The sequence below is a fragment of the Streptomyces sp. NBC_01237 genome (assembly GCF_035917275.1).
Classification (GTDB): Bacteria; Actinomycetota; Actinomycetes; order Streptomycetales; family Streptomycetaceae; genus Streptomyces.
In genome coordinates this window covers 6,785,761-6,811,452 of the sequence record NZ_CP108508.1, presented here as the reverse complement: position 1 = coordinate 6,811,452, position 25,692 = coordinate 6,785,761, and the positions used below count along the sequence as shown (strand labels likewise).

Sequence of the window (25,692 nt, the reverse complement as noted above, 5' to 3'; positions counted from 1 at the left end):
CGGCGAGAACGTGAAGAGCGCACCGCCGCGGTCGGCATGGGTGGCCCGAATCCGTCGCCCGACGCCAAGGCAGTTGGTTCCATGGACAGTTACGTACATGATCGGGTGATGAGAGCGGCCCGTCGGCCCGACTGCCAGGAGGGAAGTCCTGTGAGCACTCCTAACAAGGACATCGAGAAGGTCGAAGTACGGCTGAAATGGGACCCCAGCGACAGCGGCGAACCGGCCAATGACCTCGACATCATCGCCGCCACGTACACGACCGAAGAGCCCTACGGCAGCCCCTCGTACCTGGTGCACTTCGACAGCCGCTCACCGGACGGCACCATCACCCTGAACCGGGACAGCAGGACGGGCCAGGGCCTCGGCTTCGACGAAGCCATGACCATCGAGCTGGACCGGCTGGCGACGACGTACGGGCGGGTGGTCGTGGGCATCGCCATCCAACAGCGCAACGGCCACAAGACATTCGGCGACATACAGCGCACCGGGGTGCAGATCCGCGAGGGCTACACCACCCTCTCCGAGAACGACTTCTCCGGCGTCTCGGCGGCCACTGCGGCGGTCGTCGCCGAGTTCGTCCGGGACGGCTCAGGAGTCTGGGTGTTCCAGGCGGCCGTACGCGGCTTCGACGGTGACCCCGATTCGTTCGCCGCGGTGATGGGAAACCGAACCCCGGGAACATGATCCGGCGCCGCGCCGACCACATGTCCTCGGTGCGGCCCCGATGATTCCGGTCATCGGCCGCCGCACCGCTCACCGGCGGTCCCGTGCGCCCCGGAGGCGGAGGGCCCCGTAGGCGACGGCCGCCCCGGTCGCCTGCGCATCCATGGTCGAATTCCGGCCAACACCGGACAGCGAACCGTCGAACGCCGCTCACGTGCCCGCGTTCAGTGGTCCGCTGCGGCGCGGCTCCCCCTCCTCATCCAGGAGACGGGCCCTCTGCCGCCGGGCCCGGCCGTCCAGCGAACGCGTTGCAGAAGGCCGGTCCCAGTACGACGAAGGGGACCGGCCTCTGGCCGGTCCCCTTCGTGAGCCGCTGGTCAGCTACCCGTGCGGGCTACGTCGGATGCCACATCCCACGCACCCCCGCCCGGTATCAGCTGCAGCCGCTGGTGGAGCCGCAGCCCTCGCAGATGTAGCAGGAGCCCGCGCGCTGCATCTTCGTACCGCAGGAGAAGCAGAGCGGTGCGTCGGCGCTGATGCCGAGCTGCATCTCGACCAGTTCGGCCGAGGTGTGCGCCGTCTTCGGGGCGGGCTTCTCAGCGGTCTCCACCGGAGCCGCCACCGCCTTCAACGGCTCCACGTGAAGCGGAGCGGACTGGGCCAGGCTCTCGACGTCCAGTTCGCCGTCCTCGAAGGACGGCTCGTACGAACCCGTGTCGAGGTGACGCTGGCGCTCCTCGGCCGAGTGGATGCCGAGCGCCGAACGGGTCTCGAAGGGCAGGAAGTCGAGCGCCAGGCGGCGGAAGATGTAGTCGACGATCGACTGTGCCATCCGCACGTCCGGGTCATCCGTCATACCGGCCGGCTCGAAGCGCATGTTCGTGAACTTCGAGACGTACGTCTCCAGCGGAACGCCGTACTGCAGACCGACCGAGACGGCGATGGAGAAGGCGTCCATCATGCCCGCGAGGGTCGAACCCTGCTTGGACATCTTGAGGAAGACCTCGCCGAGACCGTCGTCCGGGTAGGAGTTGGCGGTCATGTAGCCCTCGGCGCCACCCACGGTGAAGGAGGTGGTGATGCCCGGACGCCCCTTGGGAAGGCGCTTGCGAACCGGGCGGTACTCGACGACCTTCTCCACCGCGGTGCGGATGGTGTCCTCGGCCTTGGCGGTGACCGCCTCCTTCTCCTTCTCCTTGGTCTTGGCGGAGAGGGGCTGGCCGACCTTGCAGTTGTCGCGGTAGATCGCGAGCGCCTTGACGCCCATCTTCCACGCCTCGAAGTAGACCTCTTCGACATCCTCGACGGTGGCCGTCTCCGGCAGGTTCACCGTCTTGGAGAGCGCGCCGGAGATCCACGGCTGGATGGCCGCCATCATCCGGACGTGGCCCATCGCGGAGATGGAACGCTCGCCCATCGCGCAGTCGAAGACCTCGTAGTGGTCGGTCTTCAGACCGGGGGCGTCGATCACATTGCCGTGGTCGGCGATGTGGGCGACGATCGCCTCGATCTGCTCCGGCTGGTAGCCGAGACGGCGCAGCGCCTGCGGCACGGTGCCGTTGACGATCTGCATCGAGCCGCCGCCGACCAGCTTCTTGAACTTCACCAGAGCGAGGTCCGGCTCCAGCCCGGTGGTGTCGCAGGACATCGCGAGACCGATGGTGCCGGTGGGCGCGATGACCGACGCCTGGGCGTTGCGGAAACCGTTCTTCGCGCCGAGGCGGATCACGTCCTGCCAGGCCTCCGTGGCGGCGGCCCAGATCGGCGCGTCCAGGTCGTCCACGTGGACGGCCTTGGCGTTGGCGTCGGAGTGCTGCCGCATGACGCGCTGGTGCGGCTCTGCGTTGCGGGCGTAGCCGTCGTACGCGCCGACGACCGCGGCGAGCTCGGCGGAACGCTTGTACGAGGTGCTGGTCATCAGCGACGTGATGGCACCGGCGAGCGCGCGGCCGCCGTCACTGTCGTACGCGTGGCCGGTCGCCATCAGCAGTGCGCCGAGGTTGGCGTAGCCGATGCCCAGCTGACGGTAGGCGCGGGTGTTCTCGCCGATCTTCTGCGTCGGGAAGTCCGCGAAGCAGATCGAGATGTCCATCGCGGTGATGACCAGCTCGACGACCTGGGCGAAGCGCTCGGACTCGAAGGACTGGTGGCCCTCGCCGTCGTCCTTGAGGAACTTCATCAGGTTCAGCGAGGCGAGGTTGCACGAGGTGTTGTCCAGGTGCATGTACTCGCTGCAGGGGTTCGAGCCATTGATCCGGCCGGACTCCGGGCAGGTGTGCCACTGATTGATCGTGTCGTCGTACTGGATGCCGGGGTCGGCACAGGCCCAGGCGGCCTCGGCCATCTTGCGGAAGAGGGACTTGGCCTCGACCTCTTCGATGACGTCACCGGTCATCCGGGCGCGCAGCCCGAACTTGCCGCCGGACTCGACGGCCTTCATGAACTCGTCGTTCACCCGGACCGAGTTGTTGGCGTTCTGGTACTGGACGGACGTGATGTCGTCGCCGCCCAGGTCCATGTCGAAGCCCGCGTCGCGCAGGGCGCGGATCTTCTCCTCCTCCTTCACCTTGGTCTCGATGAAGTTCTCGATGTCCGGGTGATCGACATCGAGGATGACCATCTTGGCCGCGCGGCGCGTGGCGCCACCGGACTTGATGGTTCCGGCGGAGGCGTCGGCACCCCGCATGAAGGAGACCGGGCCGGAGGCGTTACCGCCGGAGGAGAGCAGTTCCTTGGAGGAACGGATACGGGAGAGGTTCAGGCCGGCGCCCGAGCCGCCCTTGAAGATCATGCCCTCTTCCTTGTACCAGTCGAGGATCGACTCCATGGAGTCGTCGACGGCCAGGATGAAGCACGCGGAGACCTGCTGCGGCTGCGGGGTTCCGACGTTGAACCAGACAGGCGAGTTGAAGCTGAAGATCTGGTGCAGGAGGGCGTACGCCAGCTCGTGCTCGAAGATCTCGGCATCCGCGGGAGAGGCGAAGTAGCTGTACTCCTCGCCGGCCTTCCGGTACGTCTTCACGATCCGGTCGATCAGCTGTCGCAGACCGGTCTCGCGCTGCGGCGTGCCGACAGCCCCACGGAAGTACTTGCTGGTGACGATGTTGACCGCGTTCACCGACCAGAAGTCGGGGAACTCGACGCCACGCTGCTCGAAGTTGATCGAGCCGTCGCGCCAATTGGTCATGACGACGTCACGGCGCTCCCACGCCACCTCGTCGTACGGATGCACGCCGGGGGTGGTGTGGATGCGCTCGATACGCAGACCCTTGGTCGACTTGGTGCCCTTGGTGCGGGAACCTCGTGCCGGGCCGCTCGCCGTCTCTGTCATGCCGCCTCCCATATGTGGGCAAAAACGCCCTGAAGTGCCCAGTTCTTCCCGGGACACAGTGTGTGTCTGATGCTCCGGACGCCGCGTACGGCATCCGCGAACAGGTCTTGTACTGCCCTGTCGCCGTCCGGCAGCCCACTGCCGGACGGGACGAGCGGGTACCGCTCAGTCGGCGGCAATGGCGGGCGCCGGGACCTCAACGGTCTCCCGGCTCCCGCCGTCCTCCACGAGGGGCTGCCGCTCGCGCAATTCCACGATGGCGGCCTCGAAGTCTTCGAGTGAATTGAACGCCCGGTACACGGACGCGAAGCGCAGGTAGGCGACGAGGTCGAGTTCCTGCAGGGGACCGAGTATGGCCAGACCCACGTCATGGGTGGTCAGCTCGGCACTTCCGGTGGCACGCACCGCCTCCTCGACCCGCTGGCCGAGCTTGGCGAGGGCATCCTCCGTTACGGGCCGCCCCTGGCATGCCTTGCGCACGCCGGAGATGACCTTGGTGCGACTGAAGGGTTCGGTCACGCCACTGCGCTTGACCACCATCAGCGAGCACGTCTCCACCGTCGTGAAGCGGCGGGAGCAGTCGGGGCACTGGCGGCGCCGACGGATCGACGTGCCGTCGTCGGTGGTGCGACTGTCGACGACCCGGCTGTCGGGGTGCCTGCAGAAGGGGCAGTGCATGGCTCCCAACCCTCCTTCACAGCACGACTGAATAGCCTCTTCAGGTCCGTCGCGGACCCTTCGAAGCAAGCTCAAGCATAGGCGATCGCCACGAGCCCGATGAACCCGGACCACAACTTCTGGGCGGCTGGAGTAATCCAACCACTAGATCTAGGGTTTGGCCGCGTTTTCTGCCCCAGCGCGTGTCGTACGCCCGGGGCGGCCCGAAGGCGGGGCGAGCCAGGCATGAGGGTACGGGAAACACGCTGTCGCCGAGACGCCGGGGCACCGGTCGGCACCCTGGAGCGACACCCCCGCGAGCCACCCCGTACGCTCCGGAGGCGCCCGGGGACGCTACCGTAATGAACCGAATTGCCGGTCACTCCATGTCCCGCTCATACACCTGGCCGTAATGCCGCGACAGGCCTTTATTCGTTTTTCACTCGAACGTGTGTTTGGCGCAACCTTTCGAAAGCTACTACCGTTGTCCAACTAGGGAGAACATTCGAGAGGGGCCGACGTGACCACCACCGCAGACAGTGCCACCATCACTGCCCAGGACCACCGCTCCCAGAGCCGACTTGAGCCGGTGCATGCAATGAATGACTCAGTCACGAACACGGAGGGACCAGAGCCCGCGCGCCCTGCGCGCTCATTGCCCGGCCGGCCCCCAGGAATCCGTGCGGACAGTTCTGGGCTCACGGATCGGCAACGGCGGGTGATCGAGGTAATTCGGGATTCCGTGCAGCGCCGCGGATACCCGCCGTCGATGCGGGAAATCGGTCAGGCGGTGGGACTGTCCAGCACCTCTTCCGTCGCCCATCAGCTGATGGCCCTGGAGCGCAAGGGCTTTCTGCGGCGCGATCCGCACCGCCCGCGCGCCTATGAAGTCCGTGGATCCGATCAGCCCAGCACCCAGCAGACGGACACCACGGGCAAGCCCGCCGCTTCCTATGTGCCACTGGTGGGCCGGATCGCCGCCGGTGGGCCGATCCTCGCGGAGGAGTCCGTCGAGGACGTCTTCCCGCTCCCCCGCCAGCTGGTCGGCGACGGAGAGCTGTTCGTCCTGAAGGTCGTCGGTGACTCGATGATCGAAGCGGCGATCTGCGACGGCGACTGGGTCACCGTACGGCGCCAGCCCGTCGCCGAGAACGGGGACATCGTGGCCGCGATGCTGGACGGCGAGGCGACCGTCAAGCGTTTCCGGCGCGAGGACGGCCATGTGTGGCTGCTCCCGCACAACGCCGCGTATCAGCCGATCCCCGGCGACGAGGCGACCATCCTCGGCAAGGTCGTCGCGGTGCTGCGGCGGGTGTGAAACCCGCCGATTCCGACCGGGCCCCGGGATTCACTGCGCCGATCCCGGGGTCCTGCTGTGTCACCCGATGGCCGACGCCGCCGCATGCCCCGACTGTTGCAGCATGCGAGCGGCCCACTCCCCTGCCTACTTCCCGTCGGCCTTGGCCGCCGCGTCGATGGACGCCAGTGAGCGTCGGGCCTGGTTACGGTCGGTCGTGTACCAGAAGTCAGGCAGTGAAGCGCGCAGATAGCTCCCGTATCGAGCATTGGCCAGCCGGGGGTCCAGCACGGCGACGACTCCCTTGTCGCCCGTGGCCCGCACGAGCCGACCGGCACCCTGGGCCATCAGCAGCGCGGCATGGGTCGCCGCGACCGCCATGAACCCGTTGCCGCCCGCCTCCTCGACGGCCTTCTGGCGGGCGCTCATCAGCGGATCGTCGGGCCGGGGGAACGGAATCCTGTCCATGATCACGAGCTGGCAGCTCGCCCCGGGCACATCGACGCCCTGCCACAGCGACAGGGTGCCGAAGAGACAGGTCTCCGGATCGGCGGCGAAGTTCTTGATCAGCTCGCCGAGCGTCTCCTCACCCTGCAACAGAATCGGCTTGTCCAGCCGGCCCCGCAGTTCCTCGGCCGCCGCCTGAGCCGCTCGCATGGAGGAGAACAGACCCAGAGTCCGGCCGCCTGCCGCCTCCACCAGTTCGGCGAGCTCGTCCAGCATGTCCGTACGGGATCCCTCCCGTCCTGGCGTGGCCAGATGCCGGGCGACGTAGAGGATGCCCTGCTTCGGATAGTCGAACGGCGACCCGACGTCCAGGCCCTTCCACTGGGGGACGTTGTCGCCCGCGGTGCCTTCCGGGGCGAGCCCCAGCGAAGCCCCCACCCCGTTGAAGTCCCCGCCCAGCTTCAGCGTCGCGGAGGTCAGGACGACGGAGCGTTCGGCGAACAGCTTCTCGCGCAGCAGGCCGGAGACGGAGAGCGGTGCGACGCGCACGGAGGCCCCGAAGCGGTCGTGTCGTTCGTACCAGACGACGTCGTACTCCGAGCCCTGTGTGATCCGCTCGGCGACACTGTGGACCGACTCGACCGAGGCCATGGCCTGCTTACGGACCGCGTCCTCGTCCTGGACCGACTTGTCCCGGGTGGCGCCCAGAGCGGAGATCACCGTGCGCGCGGCGTCGCGCAACGCCATCAGGGCGTACCCCAGATCCTCGGGCACCTCCTCCAGGCGGCCGGGAAGCGCCAGCTCCATGACCCGCTCGAACCCCTCCGACGCGGTCTGCAGGGCATCGGCGGCCTTCTCGTTGACCAGCTTCGCCGCGCGGCGGACCGCGCGGTTCACCTGCCCCGGAGTGAGCTCACCGGTGGCGACGCCGGTGACCCGGGAGACCAGCTCGTGGGCCTCGTCGACGATCAGCACCTCGTGCTGCGGGAGCACGGGAGCACCCTCGATGGCATCGATCGCCAGCAACGCGTGGTTGGTGACGACCACGTCGGCGAGTTTGGCGCGCTCCCGGGCCATCTCCGCGAAGCACTCCGCGCCGTACGCGCACTTGGTCGCGCCCAGACACTCACGCGAGGAGACGGAGATCTGCGCCCAGGCCCGGTCCGAGACACCGGGAGTGAGGTCGTCCCGGTCCCCGGTCTCCGTCTCGTCGGACCAGTCCCGCATCCGCAGCAGGTCCTGTCCCAGTTTGCTCGACGGTGCCGCCGCCTCGAACTGGTCGAAGAGCCCCTCCTCCTCGTCCTGCGGGACCCCTTCGTGGAGCCGGTGCAGACAGAGGTAGTTCGAGCGCCCCTTGAGCATCGCGAACTGGGGACGGCGGCGCAGCAGCGGATGCAGCGCGTCGACCGTACGCGGAAGGTCTCGTTCCACGAGCTGCCGTTGGAGCGCGAGAGTCGCCGTGGCCACCACGACGCGCTCCCCGTGCGCCAGCGCGGGCACCAGATAGCCGAGGGACTTGCCCGTGCCGGTACCGGCCTGGACGAGGAGATGGGATTGGTCGTCCACAGCCTCGGCAACGGCCTCGGCCATGGCGGCCTGGCCGGGCCTTTCCGAACCGCCGACGGCGGTGACGGCGGCATGGAGGAGCTCGGGGAGAGATGGCTTCGTCATAGCCCGACCACCCTACGGCGCACCACTGACAACGGCGATCACTCCCGGCCTCACACGGCGGGGTGGAGCGGATTGGGCACGGTGCCGTGGATGGCGGCGTGCGGACGCTGAGGCCGGTCGCGGTAACCGTCCACATGCAGACGGTTACGGTTGAGACAGAGGCGCTCGATCTCCGGAGTGAGCATGTCGAACGTCTCGAACCGTTCCTTGAGCTCGGGAAACCGGGCGTGATGACGAAGAATCTCCGCCCGGACAAGTGACCAGAATTCACTCTCCGGCACACCCAGCTGTTCCTCGCACAGGGGGGACAGATAGCGGAAGACCCCGATGAAGAGACCGGAGTGGATGAACTGGGTGAGGAAGGAGGGTTCCTCGGTCAGCAGGACGCGCCGTACGTCCTCGGGCATCGAATCGTGCTCCGGCAACGGCAGGGCACTGACATTGACGTCGTCGACGAAGTCCTTGATCGCGAGTCGTACGGGGACGTCCTGTTCGTCGAAGACGACGATGGTGTTCTCGCCGTGCGGGGAGAACACCGTTCCGTAGCGGTAGAGGAAATGCAGCAGAGGCGGCACCAGAGCGGCGAACAGCCGGGTGAGCCACACGGTCGGCGTCAGTCCGGACCGGTCGACCAGCTCGGCCGTGAACGCGCGGCCGTCGGGGTCCGTGTGCAGCAGTGAGGCCAGGGTGCGGGCGCGTTCGCCCGGTGCCAGCCGAGGAGGCAGGGGCTCTCGCCAGATCGCGCCGAGGATCTCCTTGAACTGGTACGGCGCCTCGGGAAGATGGTCGTACAGCGGGTGCTCGACGGCCACGGAAGCGACCTCGCCGAGAAGAATGATGCGACAGGTGTCACGCAGGAACGGATCGGCGTCGCACAGTCCCTGCACCCAGGCGGTGACGGCCGGCGCGGCGAGCGTGCGCTCCGTGGGAAGACCGCGCCATACGAGCGTGTTGAGGATCGACAGCGGCAGTTTGACCGTGTGCCGGTCGGGTCGCCCCACATTGGAGAACGTACGGATGGACTGCTGCGGCAGCCGGGCGTCGTCGTCGGCGTGCAGCGCGACGATGTCCCCGTCCGCGATGGCCGGGGCGAAGAGCGGAACGATCCATTCGTTCCACTGCCAAGGGTGTACCGGGAGGTACAGATAGTCCTCCGGGTCGAGGCCGCGCGAGCTGAGTTCGGCGACGAAGGACGCGCGGACGGGGGCGTCGAGTTCCTGGGCGTAGAGGCGCTCGGGAGTGGCCAGTCTCGTCACCCCCCGGTATCCCGCGATGCGGGTGCTGACGGCGATCCAGGGCAGACGTACCGCTCTGCGTGTCTCCGGGGTGAACCGGGCGGTGTCCTCCGCGGAGAAACCGAGGCGCCCTTTGTTGGCGACGAGCCACGGGTGACCGGTCTGGTGCCCTTCGAGCTCGGCGTAGTCGAGCTCGGCCAGGCGGTCGGCGGTGAGAGCGGTGTGATCGAGACGGGAGTCGGCCGCCAGCGTGGTGGTGACCTCACGGATGAGATGGCCGAGCGTGGCACCGTCGAGTCCGAGGAGACCGCGGGCACGGGTGAGGAACCGGAGCGGATCCCGGAACGGCCGCGTCCGGGCTTGTGGTTCGCCGGAACGGCCCGCCGATTGCCCTCGGGGCATGCCGGAAGGCCCGGTCCTGGACGGCCCTTCGCACACATGGATCGAATCCGGGACGACGCGCCAGCTGCCGTAGACACCGCGGCCCGCCCGGAAACTCAGAATTGCGCCGTCGTCGAGCCGGATCGCGTAGGTGTCACTCTCCCCGGGCCGTTGCACTGGCTCGATGATCTCTTCGTAGGCGAATTCGCCGAGCATCTTGGCGAGCAGCCGGGCTGCCGCCCGCTCCCAGACCGTCCGGTTCAGCTCCGGGGTCCTGAGCAGGCCGTGGGATTCGGCTGATTCATGGCTCGCAGGGTATTTCGGCACAGGGACTCCTCCGGGTGGAACCGATGGGGTTCGAGCGGTCTGGGCAATACGGCGAGTTGTTCACAGCTGGGCACGGTGCGTTCGGTCACGGATCATCAGGGCGGCGCGCTTGGCGGGGAGTTCCACCTCGGCGGAGAAGCGGAAGCCGGCGCTGAGGAATGCGGCTACGGACGGCGTATTGCGGAGGTCCGGCTCCGCCACGACGCGTCCGCACAGGGGAAGGTGATCGAGTACGAGGTCGGCGACGGTGCGGAGCAGGGTGGCGCCGATGCCCCTGCCCCGGTTGTTCACGCCTCCGATGAGGAGGTGGATGCCGGTGTCATGAGGCCGGGCCGGATAGTGGCGCGCCAGCGGGTCCAGGTCCGCCCGGTAGATCTCCCAGTAGCTCATGGGCATGCCGCCGAGCACGCCCAGACAGGGGATGCTGCGTCCGTCGCCTTCGAGCTGTGGTCCGAGATGTTCGGCGGTGACGGCGTCGGGTCCGGCGAGTTCCCAGAACGCGGCGACCGCCGGGTCGTTCATCCAGCGGCTGAGCACGGCGAGGTCGCGCTCCAGTCGTACCGGGACCAGCTGGAACACGCCCCTGGCTGTGGTGACGGGGCGCCAGGTGGCGGGATCCCCGAGCAGATCGGAGGCGGCCGGCCGTGCGTCGGCCGCTCTCACGTCGTCGCCCGACAGAGCCAGGAGTTCTTCGGAGAGCCTCAGGTCGAGGGTGTCCTCGGCGCTGGTGGCGGGCGCCGCGGTGGGGCCGGGCTCCGGGTGCGCATCGGCGGGAGGCACGGTGATGCTCTCCTCTCCTGGGTCGGTCAGTCGGCTTTCCCCGTGGCACAGGGGCGCGACGGCTCGGGGACGTGATGGCTCAAGTGGTCAGAGGATTGGCGATGGAGACATAGACGGACTGGGTGTCGACGGGTCCGACCAACTCGTCGAGACCGTGCATCCGGGTCAGCAGGTTCGCCTTGCAGCGCAGTTGCCGCGTGTGAAGGAGGTACGCGGGCAGGGGCGAGCCCATCCCCGCGGCACCGGCCAGGAAACGGCGGAAGGCGGCGAGGAGGAGCTGCTCGTCGGCGAGTTGCTGTGCTCCGAAGGAGCCGATGAGTCCGAACACGTTGTTGATGCCGAGGTAGTAGGCGAAGCGCTCGTCGGTGACCGGATCGGAGACGAAGGTGTCGCTGACGGTGCCGATGCCGGGCAGCCGCTGTTCCAGCGCGGCACGGTGGGATTCTCGGAAGTAGTAGCCCTGGTTGTCCCGGTAGCGGCCTCCGATGGGCCAGCCTTCGGGATCGAGCAGAACCAGCGTGTTCTGCTGGTGGGCTTCCAGGGCCACCCCGGCGGTGGCGTCGAGCCAGAGCACGGGGCGTACGACACGGTCGAGGTAGCGCAGGAACCACTCGGCGCTGACGGCTCCGGTCGTCCGCCCGGTGCGCGTGGCGAGGCGGGAGACGATCTCCGCGAGCCGGGAGCTCACCTGGGTGCGGCCCGGCCAGGGGCGCTGCGCGGTGAGTCCGGCGATGCACACGGCGTCGTCGTCCGGTCCGAACGGGTTGTGGCGGAGCATGACATCGAGGCCGGGTACGGGCAGGCCGTCCATGCTGTCGACGGCGAGCCAGGCGGGGTCGCGGACGATGTCGAAGCCGGGATGGGCCTGTTGCCACTGTGCGGCCAGCCCGGTGCCGAGCAGGCGGTGGACCTCGGCGCCGCGGTGCAGTTCCTTGCGGAGGTTCTCGCGACGGGAGTTGGTGATGCGTACGCCGAGGGAGAGCTTCAGCATCAGGTTCGCGCCGGGCCGGTGCACGGTGCGGATGGAGGAGGTGGGGTGCCAGCGTTCACCGTGCCGGCCGAGGTCGTGGAGGAGCCCCGCGTCCCGGAGCGCGGACACGTCCGGCCGGCGGTGCAGTTCGGCGGCCTGCCAGGGGTGCAGCGGGAGCGCCGCGGTGTTCCCGGGGAGGCGCAGCCCGTCGGTGTGGGGGGCGAGGAGGGCCTCCGCGGACACCGGGCTGCCGTTGTCGGTCCAGGAGGATTCGGTGGCCAGCACCGATCGGTCCACGGCGATCCAGTGCAGCGGGAACGAGCCGTGCAGCTCCGGTGAGTAGAGGCGCGCCTCCGACTCGGAGAGACCTTCGCGGCTCTTGGGCGTCGGGTGCAGTGGGTGTCCCAGCAGGAGGGACTGTTCGGCCGTGAGGAACAGGTCGGCCTCGGCGGGAGCTTCCGGGGTACGCCGTCGCTGGGCGATGAAGTCGGCGGTGTGGCGTACCGAGTCGGCGACCCTGGCCACCAGGTCGGCGCCCCCGTGGCTGCCCGCCTCGCGGCCGAGGAGTGCCGCGACGGTGACGGCGTCGACGGCCGGGCCGTGCTCGGGTGCGCTCTCCAGGGCCGGTGCCCCGAAGCGGTGTGCTCCGGTGGCGGACCAGTAGAGGACGGGAACGAGCAGGGCGGTGCCGGTGGCGGGCAGGGGGACGCGCAGGGTGTCGCGGTCGGGGCGGGGCAGGTCGTTCTCCCGGATCCAGCAGCGCAGCAGGTTCTCGGTGCCCGCCGCGTCCGCGGCCCGGACCGGATCCGGGTGGTCCAGGAGATCCGCCGGTGCGGAGCCGCCGGGAGTGCCTGCGGGGGTGCGGAGATCTCTGCGGGGTGCGGCCTTCTGGCGGGGGACCGTCACCGCCTCGACCGTGCCGGGGCAGGCCGGGCCGTCCTGCCCCCGGTGCGGGTGGGACAGAGGGCCGTCGGCCTCGGATGCGTGGGTGGGGTTCACGGCGGTCTTCCTTGTGGGGGTGTCCGGGGTCAGTGGTTCGACCCGGCAGCGGCCCGACGGTTCGGCGAGCGCTCGGCGGCGGTCAGTGCGTCGGCGAGGCGGTCGACGACCGCCGTCGCCTGTTCGTCGGTGAGGGTGAGGGGGGGAAGCAGGCGGACCACGGCGCCGTGTCGTCCGCCGAGTTCGACGATGAGACCGCGGCGCAGGCACTCCTGCTGGACGGCGCGGGCGAGGACGGGGTCCGGTGGTGGCGGGGCGGAACTGCCGCCGGTCGTGGTGGGGAGCGGCGCGGCCTCGGGATCGACGAGTTCGATGCCGATCATCAGGCCGCGCCCCCGGACGTCGCCGATGCTCGGGTGATCCGCGCTCAGCCCCCGGAGGCGGGCGAGCATGCGGGCGCCCAGGGTCGCGGCGTGCTGCGCGAGCCCGTTGCTCCGTACGTACGCGAGGGTGGCCGCCCCCGCCGCCATGGCGAGTTGGTTGCCGCGGAACGTACCGGCGTGGGCCCCTGGCTGCCACACGTCCAGTTCGGACCGGTAGACGATCACGGCGAGCGGGAGGGAGCCGCCGATCGCCTTGGAGAGCACCATCACGTCGGGCACGATGCCGCTGTGTTCGACCGCCCAGAAGGCGCCGGTCCTGCCGACGCCGGTCTGCACCTCGTCGGCGATCAGCGCGATGGAGCGGGCCGCGGTGATCTCCCGCATCCGGCGCAGCCAGCCGTCGGGGGCGGGGTTCACCCCGCCTTCGCCCTGGACCGGTTCCAGGATCATCCCGGCGGGGGCGGGGACGCCGCCCTTCTGGTCGTCCAGGAGGTGCTCGGTCCAGTGCGCGGCGATGTCGGCCCCCCGCTCGCCGCCGATCCCGAAGGGGCAGCGGTAGTCCTGGGGGAACGGCAGCCGCGTCACACTGGTGTCCGGGGCACCGCCCGAGGCGGCGAGCGCCCCGGCCGTCATACCGTGATAGGCGCCCGTGAAGGCCAGCAGTCCGGTGCGTCCGGACGCGGCGCGGACCAGTTTGAAGGCCGCCTCCACGGCGTCCGTGCCCGCGGGGCCACAGAACTGGATGCGCGCGTTGTCGGCGAACTGCCGCGGCAGGGTGGCGAACAGCTCGGTCGTGAAGGCGTCCTTGACCGGGGTGGCGAGGTCGAGCACATGGAGGGGGGCTCCGGAGTCGATGACCTTCCTGATCGCCTCCAGCACCACCGGGTGGTTGTGTCCGAGTGCCAGCGTGCCCGCCCCGGAGAGACAGTCGAGATAGCGCCGTCCGTCCGCCCCCTCGATGGTCAGCCCGCGCGCCCTCACCGGCACGATCGGCAGCGAGCGCGCATAGGTGCGGGCAGCCGATTCACGCAGCGACTGACGTCGGAGAATGCCCTCGTGCGCGGAGGGCGGTGCCACCGGAGCTGGTTCGGTCACGGCCACGGCTGTAGGTCCTCCTGCGATAACGGTTGCCTTGCACGTCAGTACGTCGCCCCACGGGCGAACTACGCGGATGAACGCTGTCCCCGTCTCCCCCGTACGTACCAACGACGCCGATCGCCGGGGATCACGGGTAAATCGGAAGATCCTTGCGGACGCGGAACCACGGCCCTGCCGCGCACCGTCCCCATCGGCACCGGCATAGTGGGGGCCGCACTCGGGGTGGGAGGGAGTGTCCCGACGCCCCACATGCCCGAAGTGCAGTACTGAGTCACGAGTGTCGAAGTCCCAGGGGGATCACCAGATGCGACCCATTCGCCCGACCGATGCCGCACACCCCGGGAGGCGCCGACTCCGCACGCCCTCCCCCGTGCTCGCCGCAGCGGCCGTCGCCGCCGTCCTCGCGCTCACCGCCACCGCCTGCGGGCCGGAGGAGGACAACGCGGGCGTCACGCCGAGCAGCTCGGCCGGTCAGTCGTCCGACGGCAAGGTCACGATTCCGGACGACCTCAAGAACCGGCTCAAGGAGCACGGCATCGACCCGGAGAAGTGGAAGGACGGCGAGTGGAAGAACTGGAACAAGGAGAAGTGGCTGCGTGAGGCCAAGGACTTCGTCAACCCGATCATCGAGGGCCTCTGGGACCCGGACCGGATGCGGGATGCCGACAAGTCCCCGGAGAAGCCGGTCGACAACGACATCTCCGGCGACGAGGGCGTGACGGACCCGACGCCCTCCCCGGTCGAGGCCGCGGCCGTATCGACGCCCTACCACGACAACGCCCCGGAATCCGGGAAGCTCCTCTTCGACGGGCCCGAGGGCTCGATGGTCTGCTCGGCGACCGTGGTGAAGGATCCCGCGAACCCCGGCAAGTCCAACATGGTGTGGACCGCGGGGCACTGCGTCCACGCGGGCAAGAAGGGCGGCTGGTACCGCAACATCGCCTTCGTCCCGGCGTACAACAACAGCGGCCTGTCGCTGGAGGAGCTGCAGAACGCACCCAAGGAGAAGATCGCACCGTACGGCGTGTGGTGGGGCCAGTGGGCCCAGACGTCCGAGCAGTGGATCGCCGAGGGCGCGTCGGTCGGCGGACAGGGCGCTCCGTACGACTTCGCGGTGCTGCATGTGACGCCGGAGAAGGGCGCGACGGGCAAGTCTCTTGAGGAGACGGTCGGTTCGGCGCTTCCGGTGGAGTTCAACGCCCCGGCGGTGGCGGAGATCGCGGACATGACGGCGACCGGATACCCGGCCGCGCCGCCGTTCGACGGTCAGAAGCTGCTCCAGTGCAAGGACAGGCCGGGCCGCCTCTCGGTCGTCAAGGACGAACCGACGATGCACCGTATCGGCTGCACGATGACCGGCGGCTCCTCCGGCGGTGGCTGGGTCGCGGCGGGCCGGGACGGCAAGCCCGCCCTGGTCTCCAACACGTCGATCGGCCCGGTCACCGCGGGCTGGCTGGCAGGCCCGCGCCTCGGCAAGGAGGCCAAGGGCGTCTACGAGGCCGTCAGCAAGAAGTACGCCGGGCAGTAGGCCGGCCGCCGACCGGCAACGTCCTTGGCGGTACCGGGAATTCACCCCGTTCCCGGTACCGCGGACGCCGACCGATCCGGCCGATCCGGCTGATCCGGTGGTTCGAACGACGTCGGCCCCCCTGACCGGTTCGCGGTCCGGGGGGCCGACGTCGCCGTACGCGGTGGAGCTCTGTCCCCGTGGCCCGGACCGGGGCGGGACACCATAGGGTGGGCGCACACCATGGGTGGTCAGCGGGTGGACCATTCCTTCCATGTGACGCGTCCATGGCAATTTGTAATGTACTCAGGGGGATTCCTTTCCATGCGATCGATACGTCCGCTGCTGGCCGCGACCGGCCTCGTCGCGGCACTCGCGCTGACGGCCACGGCCTGCGGCCCCGACGAGGACGGCGCGGCAGGCAGTTCGGCCACAGCCGGTTCGGCCGGCGAGAAGGGCTCCGACGGCGGCCTTCCCGACGGTCTCGGCGACACACTCAAGAAGCACGGTGTCGACCCGGAGAAGTGGAAGAACGGCGAGTGGAGGAACTGGAACAAGGACACATGGCTGCGCGAGGCCAAGGACTTCGTCAATCCGGTCATCGACGGACTGTGGAAGCCCGAACGGATGACGTCGGCCGAGGAACCGGCCAAGACGATGGCGGCCGGTGACCTGACCGGCGACCAGGGCGTCAGCGATCCGGAACCGGCACCGGTCCGGGCCGAGCCGGAGAAGCTGCCCTACCACCAGTACGCGGCCCCGGTCGGCAAGGTCTTCTTCGACTCGCCCGAAGGCTCCATGGTCTGCTCGGGCACCGTCGTCAAGGACCCGAGGAATCCCGGCAGGTCCAACCTCGTCTGGACGGCCGGACACTGTGTTCACGCCGGTGCGAACGGCGGCTGGTACCGCAACATCGTCTTTGTGCCCTCGTACAACGACCAGGGCAAATCGGCGGCAGCACTGCGGAACGCCCAGCCTCAGGAGGTCGCCCCCTACGGCACGTACTGGGCGGACTGGGCCGCGTCCTCCGGCGAATGGATCGCCGACGGCGGTCCGACGGGCGGCGAGGGCGCTCCGTACGACTACGCCGTGCTGCATGTGAAGCCGCAGAACGGTACGAAGTCGCTGGAGGAGACCGTGGGCAATGCCCTCCCGGTCACCTTCGACGCTCCTGGGATCCAGCAGATCAGCGGCATGGGCGCCTGGGGCTACCCCGCGGGGCCGCCCTACAACGGTCTGCTCATGCACCAGTGCGTCGACCGTCCGGGCCGGCTCTCCATCAGCCCCGGGACTCCGACGATGTACCGCATCGGCTGCACGATGACCGGCGGCTCCTCCGGCGGCGGCTGGTTCATCGAGGGGCCCGACGGCAAGTCGACGCTGGTGTCCAACACATCCATCGGACCGGTCACTTCGGGCTGGCTGGCCGGTCCCCGGCTCGGTGAGGGCGCGAAGGGCATCTTCACGATGATGAGCGACAAGTTCGCCGGTCGGTAGTCACGGCACCGGGTCCCTGGCCGCGGGGCGAGGGCGGCGACAGCCGGACCGCTCGGTGGTCGCGGGCCCGGCACGCCGGAAGGCCCGTTCCCGGGAGGCCATGAGGTCTCCCGGGAACGGGCCTTCTGTCCGTACGGCTGTACCGCGGGTGTGCGGCGTCAGTGCGCGGCGAGAACGAACACCGCCAGTTCGGCGGCCAGCTCCTCGTGCACCCGCGCCTTGAGGAGTGTGCCCTCCGCCGTGTGCTCCTCGGAGATCACCTCGCCCTCGGCGTGCACCCGGGAGACAAGGCCGCCCTGGGTGTAGGGAACGAGCGCGTCGAGCTCGACGGACGGCCGCGGCAGCTCGGTGTCGATGAGTGCGAGCAGCTCCTCGATCCCGGCGCCGGTCCGCGCCGACACGGCGATCGCGTGCTTCTCGATGCGCAGCAGACGCTGAAGGACCAGGGGGTCCGCGGCGTCGGCCTTGTTGATGACGACGATCTCCCGCACGTTGACCGCGCCCACGTCACGAATCACCTCGCGTACCGCGGCGAGCTGCTCCTCCGGAACCGGATGGGAGCCGTCCACGATATGCAGGATCAGATCGGAATCGCCGACCTCCTCCATGGTGGAGCGGAACGCCTCGACGAGGTGGTGCGGCAGGTGCCGTACGAACCCGACGGTGTCGGCCAGGGTGTAGATGCGGCCGCTCGGCGTCTCGGCCCGGCGCACGGTCGGGTCCAGCGTGGCGAACAGGGCGTTCTCCACGAGGACACCCGCACCGGTCAGCCGGTTGAGCAGCGAGGACTTGCCCGCGTTGGTGTATCCGGCGATCGCCACCGAAGGCACCTTGTTGCGCTTGCGCTCCTGCCGCTTGATCTCGCGGCCGGTCTTCATCTCCGCGATCTCCCGGCGCATCTTCGCCATCTTCTCGCGGATCCGGCGCCGGTCCGTCTCGATCTTGGTCTCACCGGGACCACGGGTGGCCATGCCGCCACCGCCGCTGGAACCGCCGCCGCCCATCTGACGGGAGAGCGACTGACCCCAGCCGCGCAGACGCGGCAGCATGTACTGCATCTGTGCCAGTGAGACCTGCGCCTTGCCCTCGCGGGACTTGGCGTGCTGAGCGAAGATGTCGAGGATCAGGGCGGTACGGTCGACCACCTTCACCTTGACGACGTCTTCCAGGTGGATCAACTGGCCGGGGCTCAGCTCACCGTCGCACACGACGGTGTCGGCCCCGGTCTCCAGAACGATGTCGCGCAGCTCCAGCGCCTTGCCCGAACCGATGTACGTGGCCGGGTCCGGCTTGTCGCGCCGCTGATAGACGGCGTCCAGTACCTGGGCACCTGCCGTCTCGGCGAGCGCGGCCAGCTCCGCGAGCGAGATCTCCGCGTCGTGCACGGTCCCCGAGGTCCAGACACCGACCAGCACCACGCGCTCCAGGCGCAGCTGTCGGTACTCGACTTCGGTGACGTCCTCGAGCTCGGTGGAGAGGCCCGCCACGCGCCGCAGCGCGGCCCGCTCGGAGCGGTCCAGCTGGTCGCCGTCCCGCGCGCCGTCGATCTCGTGGCTCCAGGCGACGTCCTCTTCCATCAGGGCGTCGGCCCGAAGGCTTTCGTTGAGGCTCTCGGTGGCATTCTCCGTGGCGCTCTGCGCGTCCTGCGCGTCCTGGGGAAGGGAAGAAGAGGAGGTCATTGGATCCTTACGTCGATAGATGTGCGTTACGTCAGTCACAACGCGTGACGTGCTCGGATGATTCCCGCTGACGGGATTCCCGGCGCGGCCGCGGTGCCGACCTGTTGATAGTGGCACGGCCCTGCCGGGCCCGTCACTCGGGTTTCCGCCGTTCCGGACCCCGTTCCGGGGCCTGTGCCGACCCCCGTACCGACTCCCGTGCGCGGCTCACCGCGCGGCCGGCTTCCGGCTGCGCCAGTCCGGGTGTCCGGGCATCGGGGGCGTCTTCTTCCCGTACAGCCAGGCCTCGAAGAACGCGCCCAGATCGCGTCCGGCCACCCTGGACGCCAGTTCGGTGAAGTCCGCCGTGGTCGCCGACTCGTCCCGGTACTTGTGCACCCAGGTCCGCTCCAGCCGGTCGAAGGCGGCGGTGCCGATCTCCTGGCGCAGCGCGTAGAGGACGAGTGCGCTGCCGTCGTACACCACTGGCCGGAACAGGCTGATCTTCTGCCCCGGAGCCGGGGCGTCCGGATGTGCCGGGGGCCCGCCGGCCGCCCGCCAGGCGTCGGACCGGGTGTACGCCTCCCGCATGCGCCGCTCCAGCGGCTGCTCGGCGTGCTCCTCCGCGTAGCGGGCCTCGTACCAGCTCGCGTGTCCCTCGTTCAGCCACAGATCGGACCAGGACCCCGGCGAGACGCTGTCGCCGAACCACTGGTGGGCGAGCTCGTGGACCATGACCGAGTCGACGTACCACTCCGGGTAGGCGGGTTCGGTGAACAGTGACCGCTCGAAGAGGGAGAGCGTCTGGGTCTCCAGCTCGAACCCCGTCTCGGCGTCGGCGATCAGCACTCCGTACGTCTCGAAGGGGTAGGCGCCGACCTGCCGCTCCATCCAGGCCAGCTGGTCCGGGGTCTTGCTCAGCCAGGGTTCCAGCTTCGCGCGGTCCGCCGCCGGCACCACGTCACGTACCGGAAGGCCGTCGGGGCCGGTGCGCCGCAGGACGGTGGACCGGCCGATGGAGACCTGGGCCAGTTCGGTGGCCATGGGGTGCTCGGTCCGGTACGTCCACGTCGTGGTGGCGCCGTGCCGGGTGCGGCCGGCGGGCAGACCGTTCGCGACCGCGGTCAGTTTCTCCGGGGCGGTGATCCGGAACGTGAAGTACGCCTTGTCGGCGGGGTGGTCATTGCCCGGGAAGACGCGGTGTGCGGCGTCGGCCTGATTGGCCATGGCGAGGCCGTCGGAGGTACGGACCCAGCCGCCGTTGTTCTGGTCGCCGGTGGGATCACTGGTGTGCCGGACCGTGATGTTCAGGGGCACTCCGGCCGGGAGACGTCCCGGTGCCCGGACGACCAGGTCCTCGTCCTTCGTACCGAAGTCGGAGGCCAGACCGTTGACCTCGACACCGCGCACGGTGCCGTGCGTGAAGTCGAGGTTGATCCGCTCCAGTGGCGCGGTGGTCCGTGCCCTGATCCTGGTGACGGCGTCCAGGGGTCGGGTGTTGCTGCCGTGGTAGGTGAACGCGATGTCGTACGACAGGACGTCGTAGCCGGGGTTGCCGAGCTCGGGAAAGAGCCGGTCGCCGATGCCGAGCGGCACGGGCGCGGGAAGGGTGGCGGCAACGAGGGTGACCGACGCGGTGGCCAGCAGGGCGGCGCGCAGTCGGCGGGAGGTGAGCGGCATGGACTACGGCTACCAGCGACCGCCGGTCGCGCGGGTACGGCGCGCGCCGCACCACCCGAACGAGGTCGGCCGGTCGAGGGCCGGAACCGGCGGGGCGTCTCCGGTCAGCCTGCGGGGGCCGGCTGCTGGGCGCGGCTCACGTCGTACACCCCGGCGACATCGCGCATGGCTCGCATGAGGGCGGGAAGACCCGCGGCATCCGGGAGCTGGAGGGTGTAGGTGTGCCGGACCCGCTGCTCACTGGGGGGTTCGACGGTGGCGGAGACGATCGCCGCGTCGGCCGTCGCGATCGCCTCGGTGAGGTCGGCGAGCAGCCGGGGCCGGCCGAAGGACTCGGCGATCAGGGTGACCCGGCATTCCGAGGCGTCCCTCCAGTCACCGCTCTCGTCCCAGCCGGCCGCCACCGGCGCGCGGCCGATCTCCCGCATATGGGCCACGGCGGGGCACTCCTGGCGGTGCACGGTGACGGCGCCGCCGCGTACCAGGAACCCGACGATGGCGTCGGGCGGCACCGGGGTGCAGCAGCCGGCCAGGCGTACGGGTCCGCCCGGCCGGTCCAGCACGACACCGGCCCTACGGGCGTCCGTCCTGGTGCGCCCCGTCGGCGCGCCCTCCGGGGTGCCGGTCGCGGGGTCCGCGGGCTGCGGTCCCGGCCCTTCCGGACGTGCGGCGTCCGGGGTCCGTTCGTCGTCCGGATGAGCGTCGAGCCAGCCGGTGATGGCGATCCGGGCGGCCGGGGTGCGGGCGTGGTCGAGCCAGTCGGGCGAGGGGCCGGACGCGGTGTCCTCGGTGAGCAGCGGCTGTACGGTGTCGCCGTCGCCGAGGACGGTGCTGAGGGTGGCGAGGCGGCCGTTGACGCGGGCCCCGATACAGCCGTGGGCCTCTTCGCCGTACTGCGCGTAGGCGGCGTCGACGCAGGTGGCTCCGGCGGGGAGTCCGAGCGTCCCTCCGTCGGTGCGGAACACCGTGATCTCGCCGTCCTGGGCGAGGTCGGCGCGCAGGGTCGTCCAGAAGGTGTCGGGGTCCGGGGCGGACTCCTGCCAGTCGAGGAGCCGGGAGAGCCAGCCCGGCCGGGTCGGGTCTGCGCGCTCGCCGTCGGCCGGTTCGGCCTGCTGCGGTGGGGTCGCGTTGTCCTGGGTGTACGGATTGCCGAGTGCGACGACGCCCGCCTCGGCGACCTTGTGCATCCGGTGCGTGCGGATGAGGACTTCGGCGACCGCTCCGTCCGGGCCGACGACTGCGGTGTGGAGCGACTGGTAGAGGTTGAACTTGGGGGCCGCGATGAAGTCCTTGAACTCGGAGATCACCGGGGTGAAACACGTGTGCAGTTCACCGAGGACGGCGTAGCAGTCGGCGTCCTCGGTGACCAGGACGAGCAGCCGCCCGAAGTCGGTGCCCCGCAGTTCGCCGCGTTTGGTCCCGGCGCGGTGCAGGGAGACCAGGTGACGCGGTCTGATCAGGACTTCGGCGGTGATGTCGGCCTCCCGCAGCGTGGTCCTGACGCTGTCGGCCATGGTGCCGAGCAGGTCGTCCTTGCCGCCCGCGGTGGCGATCACGGCCAGGGTGTGCGCGTACTCCTCGGGGTTCAGGATCGCGAACACGAGGTCTTCGAGTTCGGTCTTGAGCGCCTGTACGCCGAGACGTTCGGCGAGCGGGATGAGCACGTCGCGGGTGACCTTGGCGATCCTGGCCTGTTTCTCGGGTCTCATCACCCCGAGCGTGCGCATGTTGTGCAGCCGGTCGGCGAGTTTGATCGACATGACCCGGACGTCGTTGCCGGTGGCGACGAGCATCTTGCGGAAGGTCTCGGGTTCGGCGGCCGCCCCGTAGTCGACCTTTTCGAGTTTGGTGACGCCGTCGACGAGGTAGCGGACCTCTTCACCGAACTGCTCGCCCACCTGATCGAGTGTCACCTCGGTGTCCTCCACGGTGTCGTGGAGGAGGGAGGCGGTCAGCGTGGTGGTCTCCGCGCCGAGTTCGGCGAGGATCAGTGTCACCGCGAGCGGGTGGGTGATGTAGGGCTCGCCGCTCTTGCGCATCTGTCCCCGGTGCGACGACTCCGCCAGGACATAGGCCTTGTGCAGGATGGAGAGGTCGGCGTCCGGATGGTGGGCGCGGTGGGCCTCGGCGACATGCCCGATGGCGTCGGACAGCCGGTCGCGGGAGGCCGGCCCGAGCAGTGCCACACGTCCGAGTCTGCGCAGATCGATCCGGGGACGACCCCGTTTGCGAAGGGGAGCACCTGGATTGGCGGCCTCTGCACTCATGGGGCACCTCCGGCAACGTCGACCGGCGGTGGGGAGAGGCGGATGCGCCTCCGGGCCGGTGCTTGATGCTACCGACCCCACCACGTGGCACAGTCCGGCTCTCGCCCAGCGTGAAACGGATCACCCATTCGAGCGAAGTTCCCGGCGTGTCCGTGAGGTCCCGTCGTACGCCCGGACGAGCAGCTCAAGGGAAGATCCCGCCGGGCACCCGGAGGGCACCGCGACGGTGTCCTAACCGATGGCCGTTTCGAGCCAGACCGGATCGATGAAGCCTTCGGCGACGATCACGGCGGGGCCGGTCATCTCGATCCCGCCGTCCGGGTTCTCGGTGATCACCAGCGTGCCGCCGGGCAGATCCACCCGGTACGTGACGGGGAGGCCGGTCCGCGCGGGGTCCAGGCCGTCGCGGCGGGCGGTGGCGACCGCGACGGCACAGGCGCCGGTGCCGCAGGAGCGGGTCTCGCCCGAGCCCCGCTCGTGGACGCGCATCGCGACATGGCCGGGGCCCCGGTCCACGACGAACTCGACGTTGACCCCGTCGGGGTAGACCCCCGCCGGGCTGAACGGTGGCGCGGAGCGCAGTTCACCGGCGTGCGCCAGGTCGTCGACGAACGCGACCGCGTGCGGGTTGCCCATGTTGACGTTGCGGGCCGGCCAGCCGCGTCCGTCGAGGGTGACCGTGACGCCCTCGTCCGGAAGCAGGGCGCGTCCCATGGAGACCGTGATGTCGCCGCCCTTGGCGAGGTGGACCCGCTTGACTCCGCCACGGGTCGCGACGGTGAGGTCGCCCTCCTCCACGAGCCCGGCGCGCCGCAGATGTGCGGCGAAGACGCGGACTCCGTTGCCGCACATCTCGGCGATCGAGCCGTCCGCGTTGCGGTAGTCCATGAACCACTCGGCCTCGGCCGCCATGGCCAGCGCCTCGGGGTGCGCGGCGGACCGTACGACATGCAGCAGACCGTCGCCGCCGATACCGGCCCGGCGGTCGCAGAGCCGGGCGACGACGGCTGCGGGCAGGTCGATGGCGTTGTCCGGGTCGGGGACGATCACGAAGTCGTTCTCGGTGCCGTGACCCTTGAGGAAGGCGATCTGCGAGGTGCTCACAGGGCAACTGTACGAGGCCGCGCCGACGGCCCGCGAACCCGGATCCGGGGGTGGAGCCGCTACGCATTGCCGATCGGGTGCCGGTGCTGGGGCCGGTTGCCCGGTGCTGGTGCCGGTGCCGGTGCCGGTGCCGGGAAGCGTCCGGCAGGAGAGCAGGGGGACGGCCGGTCGTGCGTCGGCCGCCGACCGGCTCTCAGGACCGGAGGCGGGCCACGCGCCAGACGGCCAGGGCGACCAGTCCGGCGCAGACGGCGACGTACAGGGCGATCACGCGCCAGTCGGGACGCTCTCCGGTGCCCCTGGCGGGCAGGCCGGGCCAGGTGTGGCCGACGCGGCGGGCCGCCATCATGCCCCAGCCGGCCGCGCAGCAGCTGATCAGAAGTCCCAGCATGGCGACGACCGCGCCGCCGCCGCCGAACTCGAAGGCGAGCGGGAAGGCGAACATCAGGGAGCCGATCGCGGCCAGCATGACGATCGGTGCGAGCTGCCAGATACGCAGTCGGCGCGCCGGGCGGAGCTCGACCTCCACCTCGGGGGTGACGTGCTCGTCGGGCCCGTCGGGGCTCAGGCCGCCCGTCGTGTGCCCCGTATCCGGTGCGTCTTGTTCTGTGTCGCGAGGGCCGGCCTCCATCGCCACGCGCCCTCCCAACTCGGACTGGTCGATCGATGCTCGATGATGGCACGATCACGGGTGCCGAAATGACGGCCGGAGCTTCCCGATGCCATCACGTGATCAGGCTGTAACCGCTCGTTCGACCAACGTCAGCGCCCGGTGCGGGAGTTCCCGGCGCTGGTCCTCCGTGCCACTGAGCCATTGCACACGCGGGTCGCGGCGAAACCAGGAGTCCTGACGGCGCGCGAAGCGTTTGGTGGCGCGCACCGTCTCGGCTCGCGCCTCGTCCGCGGTGCACTCCCCCGCGAGGGCCGCCAGCACCTGCTGGTAGCCGAGCGCGCGGGAGGCGGTGAGCCCCTCCCGCAGTCCTTCGGCCTCCAGGGCGCGCACCTCGTCCACGAGGCCGGCCTCCCACATCCGGTCGACCCGCAGGGCGATGCGCTCGTCCAGTTCGGGGCGGCCGACATCGACGCCGATCTGCACGGCGTCGTAGACCGCCTCGTCCCCGGGGAGATTCGCGGTGAAGGGCTTGCCGGTGATCTCGATGACTTCGAGGGCGCGGACGATGCGGCGTCCGTTGCTGGGCAGGATGGCGCGGGCGGCGTCCGGGTCGGCGACGGCGAGCCGTGCGTGCAGTGCGCCGGGGCCGCTGCCGGCCAGTTCCCGCTCCAGCCGGGCCCGCACCTCGGGGTCCGTACCGGGGAACTCCAGGGCGTCGATGGCGCCCTTCACATAGAGGCCGGAGCCGCCGACGAGGACGGGGGTACGGCCTTCGGCGAGCAGCCGGTCGATCTCCAGCCTGGCCAGCCGCTGGTACTCGGCGACGCTGGCGGCCTCGGTCACGTCCCAGATGTCCAGCAGCCGGTGCACCACACCGCCGCGCTCGGGGAGCGTCAGTTTGGCGGTGCCGATATCCATCCCGCGGTAGAGCTGCATGGAGTCGGCGTTGACCACTTCGCCGTCGAGCTGCTGGGCAAGAAATACGCCCAGATCAGACTTTCCGGCTGCGGTGGGGCCGACGACCGTGATGACGCGGGGGGCTGAAGCGGGACTTGTCACCGGCACAGTCTCGCAAATCTCCGGCCTCTTCCCGAACGTGCCGAACGGCCATCGGAGCAGCGCGACCGCCCACCCCGCCGAGTAAAATCGGCGGTAACGGACAATGGGGTGGGAGAGAGCGCTCG

At 69.7% G+C, this 25,692-nt stretch carries 17 protein-coding genes; 4 read left to right on the top strand and 13 right to left on the bottom strand.

Features of this window, described 5'->3' with window-relative positions; all coding sequences use genetic code 11:
- The first annotated feature begins 150 nt into the window (after positions 1–150).
- The gene (locus tag OG251_RS30345) at positions 151–687 is read left to right on the top strand and encodes a TerD family protein (RefSeq protein ID WP_326680080.1); all 537 of its coding nucleotides are present in this window, start codon (positions 151–153) and stop codon (positions 685–687) included.
- A 412-nt stretch (positions 688–1,099) separates the two neighbouring features.
- Here OG251_RS30345 and OG251_RS30340 read toward each other — a convergent pair whose 3' ends face one another.
- Both OG251_RS30340 and nrdR read right to left on the bottom strand, forming a co-directional pair.
- On the bottom strand, positions 1,100–3,997 hold the full coding sequence (locus OG251_RS30340) for a vitamin B12-dependent ribonucleotide reductase (protein WP_326680079.1): 2,898 nt from the start codon (positions 3,995–3,997) through the stop codon (positions 1,100–1,102).
- Positions 3,998–4,162: 165 nt separating this feature from the next.
- Positions 4,163–4,675, bottom strand: coding sequence for a transcriptional regulator NrdR (nrdR, locus tag OG251_RS30335; protein WP_326680078.1), 513 nt, complete (start codon positions 4,673–4,675; stop codon positions 4,163–4,165).
- 499 nt (positions 4,676–5,174) lie between these two features.
- Here nrdR and lexA point away from each other — a divergent pair, with 499 nt between their 5' ends.
- On the top strand, positions 5,175–5,972 hold the full coding sequence (gene lexA, locus OG251_RS30330) for a transcriptional repressor LexA (RefSeq protein WP_073721923.1): 798 nt from the start codon (positions 5,175–5,177) through the stop codon (positions 5,970–5,972).
- 126 nt (positions 5,973–6,098) lie between these two features.
- On the opposite strand, the gene OG251_RS30325 is transcribed toward lexA, so the two are convergent.
- The 5 genes from OG251_RS30325 to OG251_RS30305 all read right to left on the bottom strand — a co-directional run bounded on the left by OG251_RS30325 (position 6,099) and on the right by OG251_RS30305 (position 14,185).
- A complete protein-coding gene (locus tag OG251_RS30325) occupies positions 6,099–8,069 on the bottom strand; it encodes an ATP-dependent DNA helicase (RefSeq protein WP_326680077.1) in 1,971 nt (656 codons plus the stop codon).
- A 50-nt stretch (positions 8,070–8,119) separates the two neighbouring features.
- Entirely contained in the window at positions 8,120–10,012 is a 1,893-nt protein-coding gene (locus OG251_RS30320; RefSeq protein ID WP_326680076.1) for an IucA/IucC family protein, read from the bottom strand.
- A gap of 60 nt (positions 10,013–10,072) precedes the next feature.
- Entirely contained in the window at positions 10,073–10,792 is a 720-nt protein-coding gene (locus OG251_RS30315) for a GNAT family N-acetyltransferase (RefSeq protein ID WP_326680075.1), read from the bottom strand.
- Positions 10,793–10,871: 79 nt separating this feature from the next.
- Positions 10,872–12,761: an IucA/IucC family protein gene (locus OG251_RS30310; protein ID WP_326680074.1), complete on the bottom strand. Its 1,890-nt coding sequence runs from the start codon at positions 12,759–12,761 to the stop codon at positions 10,872–10,874.
- Positions 12,762–12,790: 29 nt separating this feature from the next.
- Positions 12,791–14,185, bottom strand: coding sequence for a diaminobutyrate--2-oxoglutarate transaminase family protein (locus OG251_RS30305; RefSeq protein ID WP_326680073.1), 1,395 nt, complete (start codon positions 14,183–14,185; stop codon positions 12,791–12,793).
- A 301-nt stretch (positions 14,186–14,486) separates the two neighbouring features.
- Here OG251_RS30305 and OG251_RS30300 point away from each other — a divergent pair, with 301 nt between their 5' ends.
- Together OG251_RS30300 and OG251_RS30295 are read left to right on the top strand one after the other, a co-directional pair.
- A complete protein-coding gene (locus OG251_RS30300) occupies positions 14,487–15,710 on the top strand; it encodes a trypsin-like serine peptidase (RefSeq protein ID WP_326680072.1) in 1,224 nt (407 codons plus the stop codon).
- A 303-nt stretch (positions 15,711–16,013) separates the two neighbouring features.
- Positions 16,014–17,186, top strand: a complete 1,173-nt coding sequence (locus tag OG251_RS30295) for a trypsin-like serine peptidase (RefSeq protein ID WP_326680071.1) — start codon at positions 16,014–16,016, stop codon at positions 17,184–17,186.
- Positions 17,187–17,344: 158 nt separating this feature from the next.
- On the opposite strand, the gene hflX is transcribed toward OG251_RS30295, so the two are convergent.
- From hflX to miaA, 6 genes are all read right to left on the bottom strand, one after another.
- Positions 17,345–18,865: a GTPase HflX gene (gene hflX / locus OG251_RS30290; RefSeq protein ID WP_326680070.1), complete on the bottom strand. Its 1,521-nt coding sequence runs from the start codon at positions 18,863–18,865 to the stop codon at positions 17,345–17,347.
- A gap of 207 nt (positions 18,866–19,072) precedes the next feature.
- Positions 19,073–20,524: a M1 family metallopeptidase gene (locus OG251_RS30285; RefSeq protein WP_326680069.1), complete on the bottom strand. Its 1,452-nt coding sequence runs from the start codon at positions 20,522–20,524 to the stop codon at positions 19,073–19,075.
- A gap of 104 nt (positions 20,525–20,628) precedes the next feature.
- Complete coding sequence (locus tag OG251_RS30280) at positions 20,629–22,791, bottom strand: RelA/SpoT family protein (protein WP_326680068.1); 2,163 nt, start codon at positions 22,789–22,791, stop codon at positions 20,629–20,631.
- Positions 22,792–23,022: 231 nt separating this feature from the next.
- Positions 23,023–23,895, bottom strand: coding sequence for a diaminopimelate epimerase (dapF, locus tag OG251_RS30275; RefSeq protein WP_326680067.1), 873 nt, complete (start codon positions 23,893–23,895; stop codon positions 23,023–23,025).
- Between the two features lie 193 nt (positions 23,896–24,088).
- Positions 24,089–24,526, bottom strand: coding sequence for a hypothetical protein (locus OG251_RS30270; RefSeq protein ID WP_326681469.1), 438 nt, complete (start codon positions 24,524–24,526; stop codon positions 24,089–24,091).
- A gap of 102 nt (positions 24,527–24,628) precedes the next feature.
- Entirely contained in the window at positions 24,629–25,567 is a 939-nt protein-coding gene (miaA, locus tag OG251_RS30265; RefSeq protein ID WP_326680066.1) for a tRNA (adenosine(37)-N6)-dimethylallyltransferase MiaA, read from the bottom strand.
- Positions 25,568–25,692 lie beyond the last annotated feature (125 nt).

Coding starts and splice junctions, on each gene's coding strand:
- OG251_RS30285 (WP_326680069.1), bottom strand. CDS start 20,524: ATGCCGCTCACCTCCCGCCGACTGCGCGCCGCCCTGCTGGCCACCGCG.
- nrdR (WP_326680078.1), bottom strand. CDS start 4,675: ATGCACTGCCCCTTCTGCAGGCACCCCGACAGCCGGGTCGTCGACAGT.
- hflX (WP_326680070.1), bottom strand. CDS start 18,865: ATGACCTCCTCTTCTTCCCTTCCCCAGGACGCGCAGGACGCGCAGAGC.
- OG251_RS30340 (WP_326680079.1), bottom strand. CDS start 3,997: ATGACAGAGACGGCGAGCGGCCCGGCACGAGGTTCCCGCACCAAGGGC.
- OG251_RS30280 (WP_326680068.1), bottom strand. CDS start 22,791: ATGAGTGCAGAGGCCGCCAATCCAGGTGCTCCCCTTCGCAAACGGGGT.
- OG251_RS30295 (WP_326680071.1), top strand. CDS start 16,014: ATGCGATCGATACGTCCGCTGCTGGCCGCGACCGGCCTCGTCGCGGCA.
- OG251_RS30300 (WP_326680072.1), top strand. CDS start 14,487: ATGCGACCCATTCGCCCGACCGATGCCGCACACCCCGGGAGGCGCCGA.
- OG251_RS30270 (WP_326681469.1), bottom strand. CDS start 24,526: ATGGAGGCCGGCCCTCGCGACACAGAACAAGACGCACCGGATACGGGG.
- OG251_RS30325 (WP_326680077.1), bottom strand. CDS start 8,069: ATGACGAAGCCATCTCTCCCCGAGCTCCTCCATGCCGCCGTCACCGCC.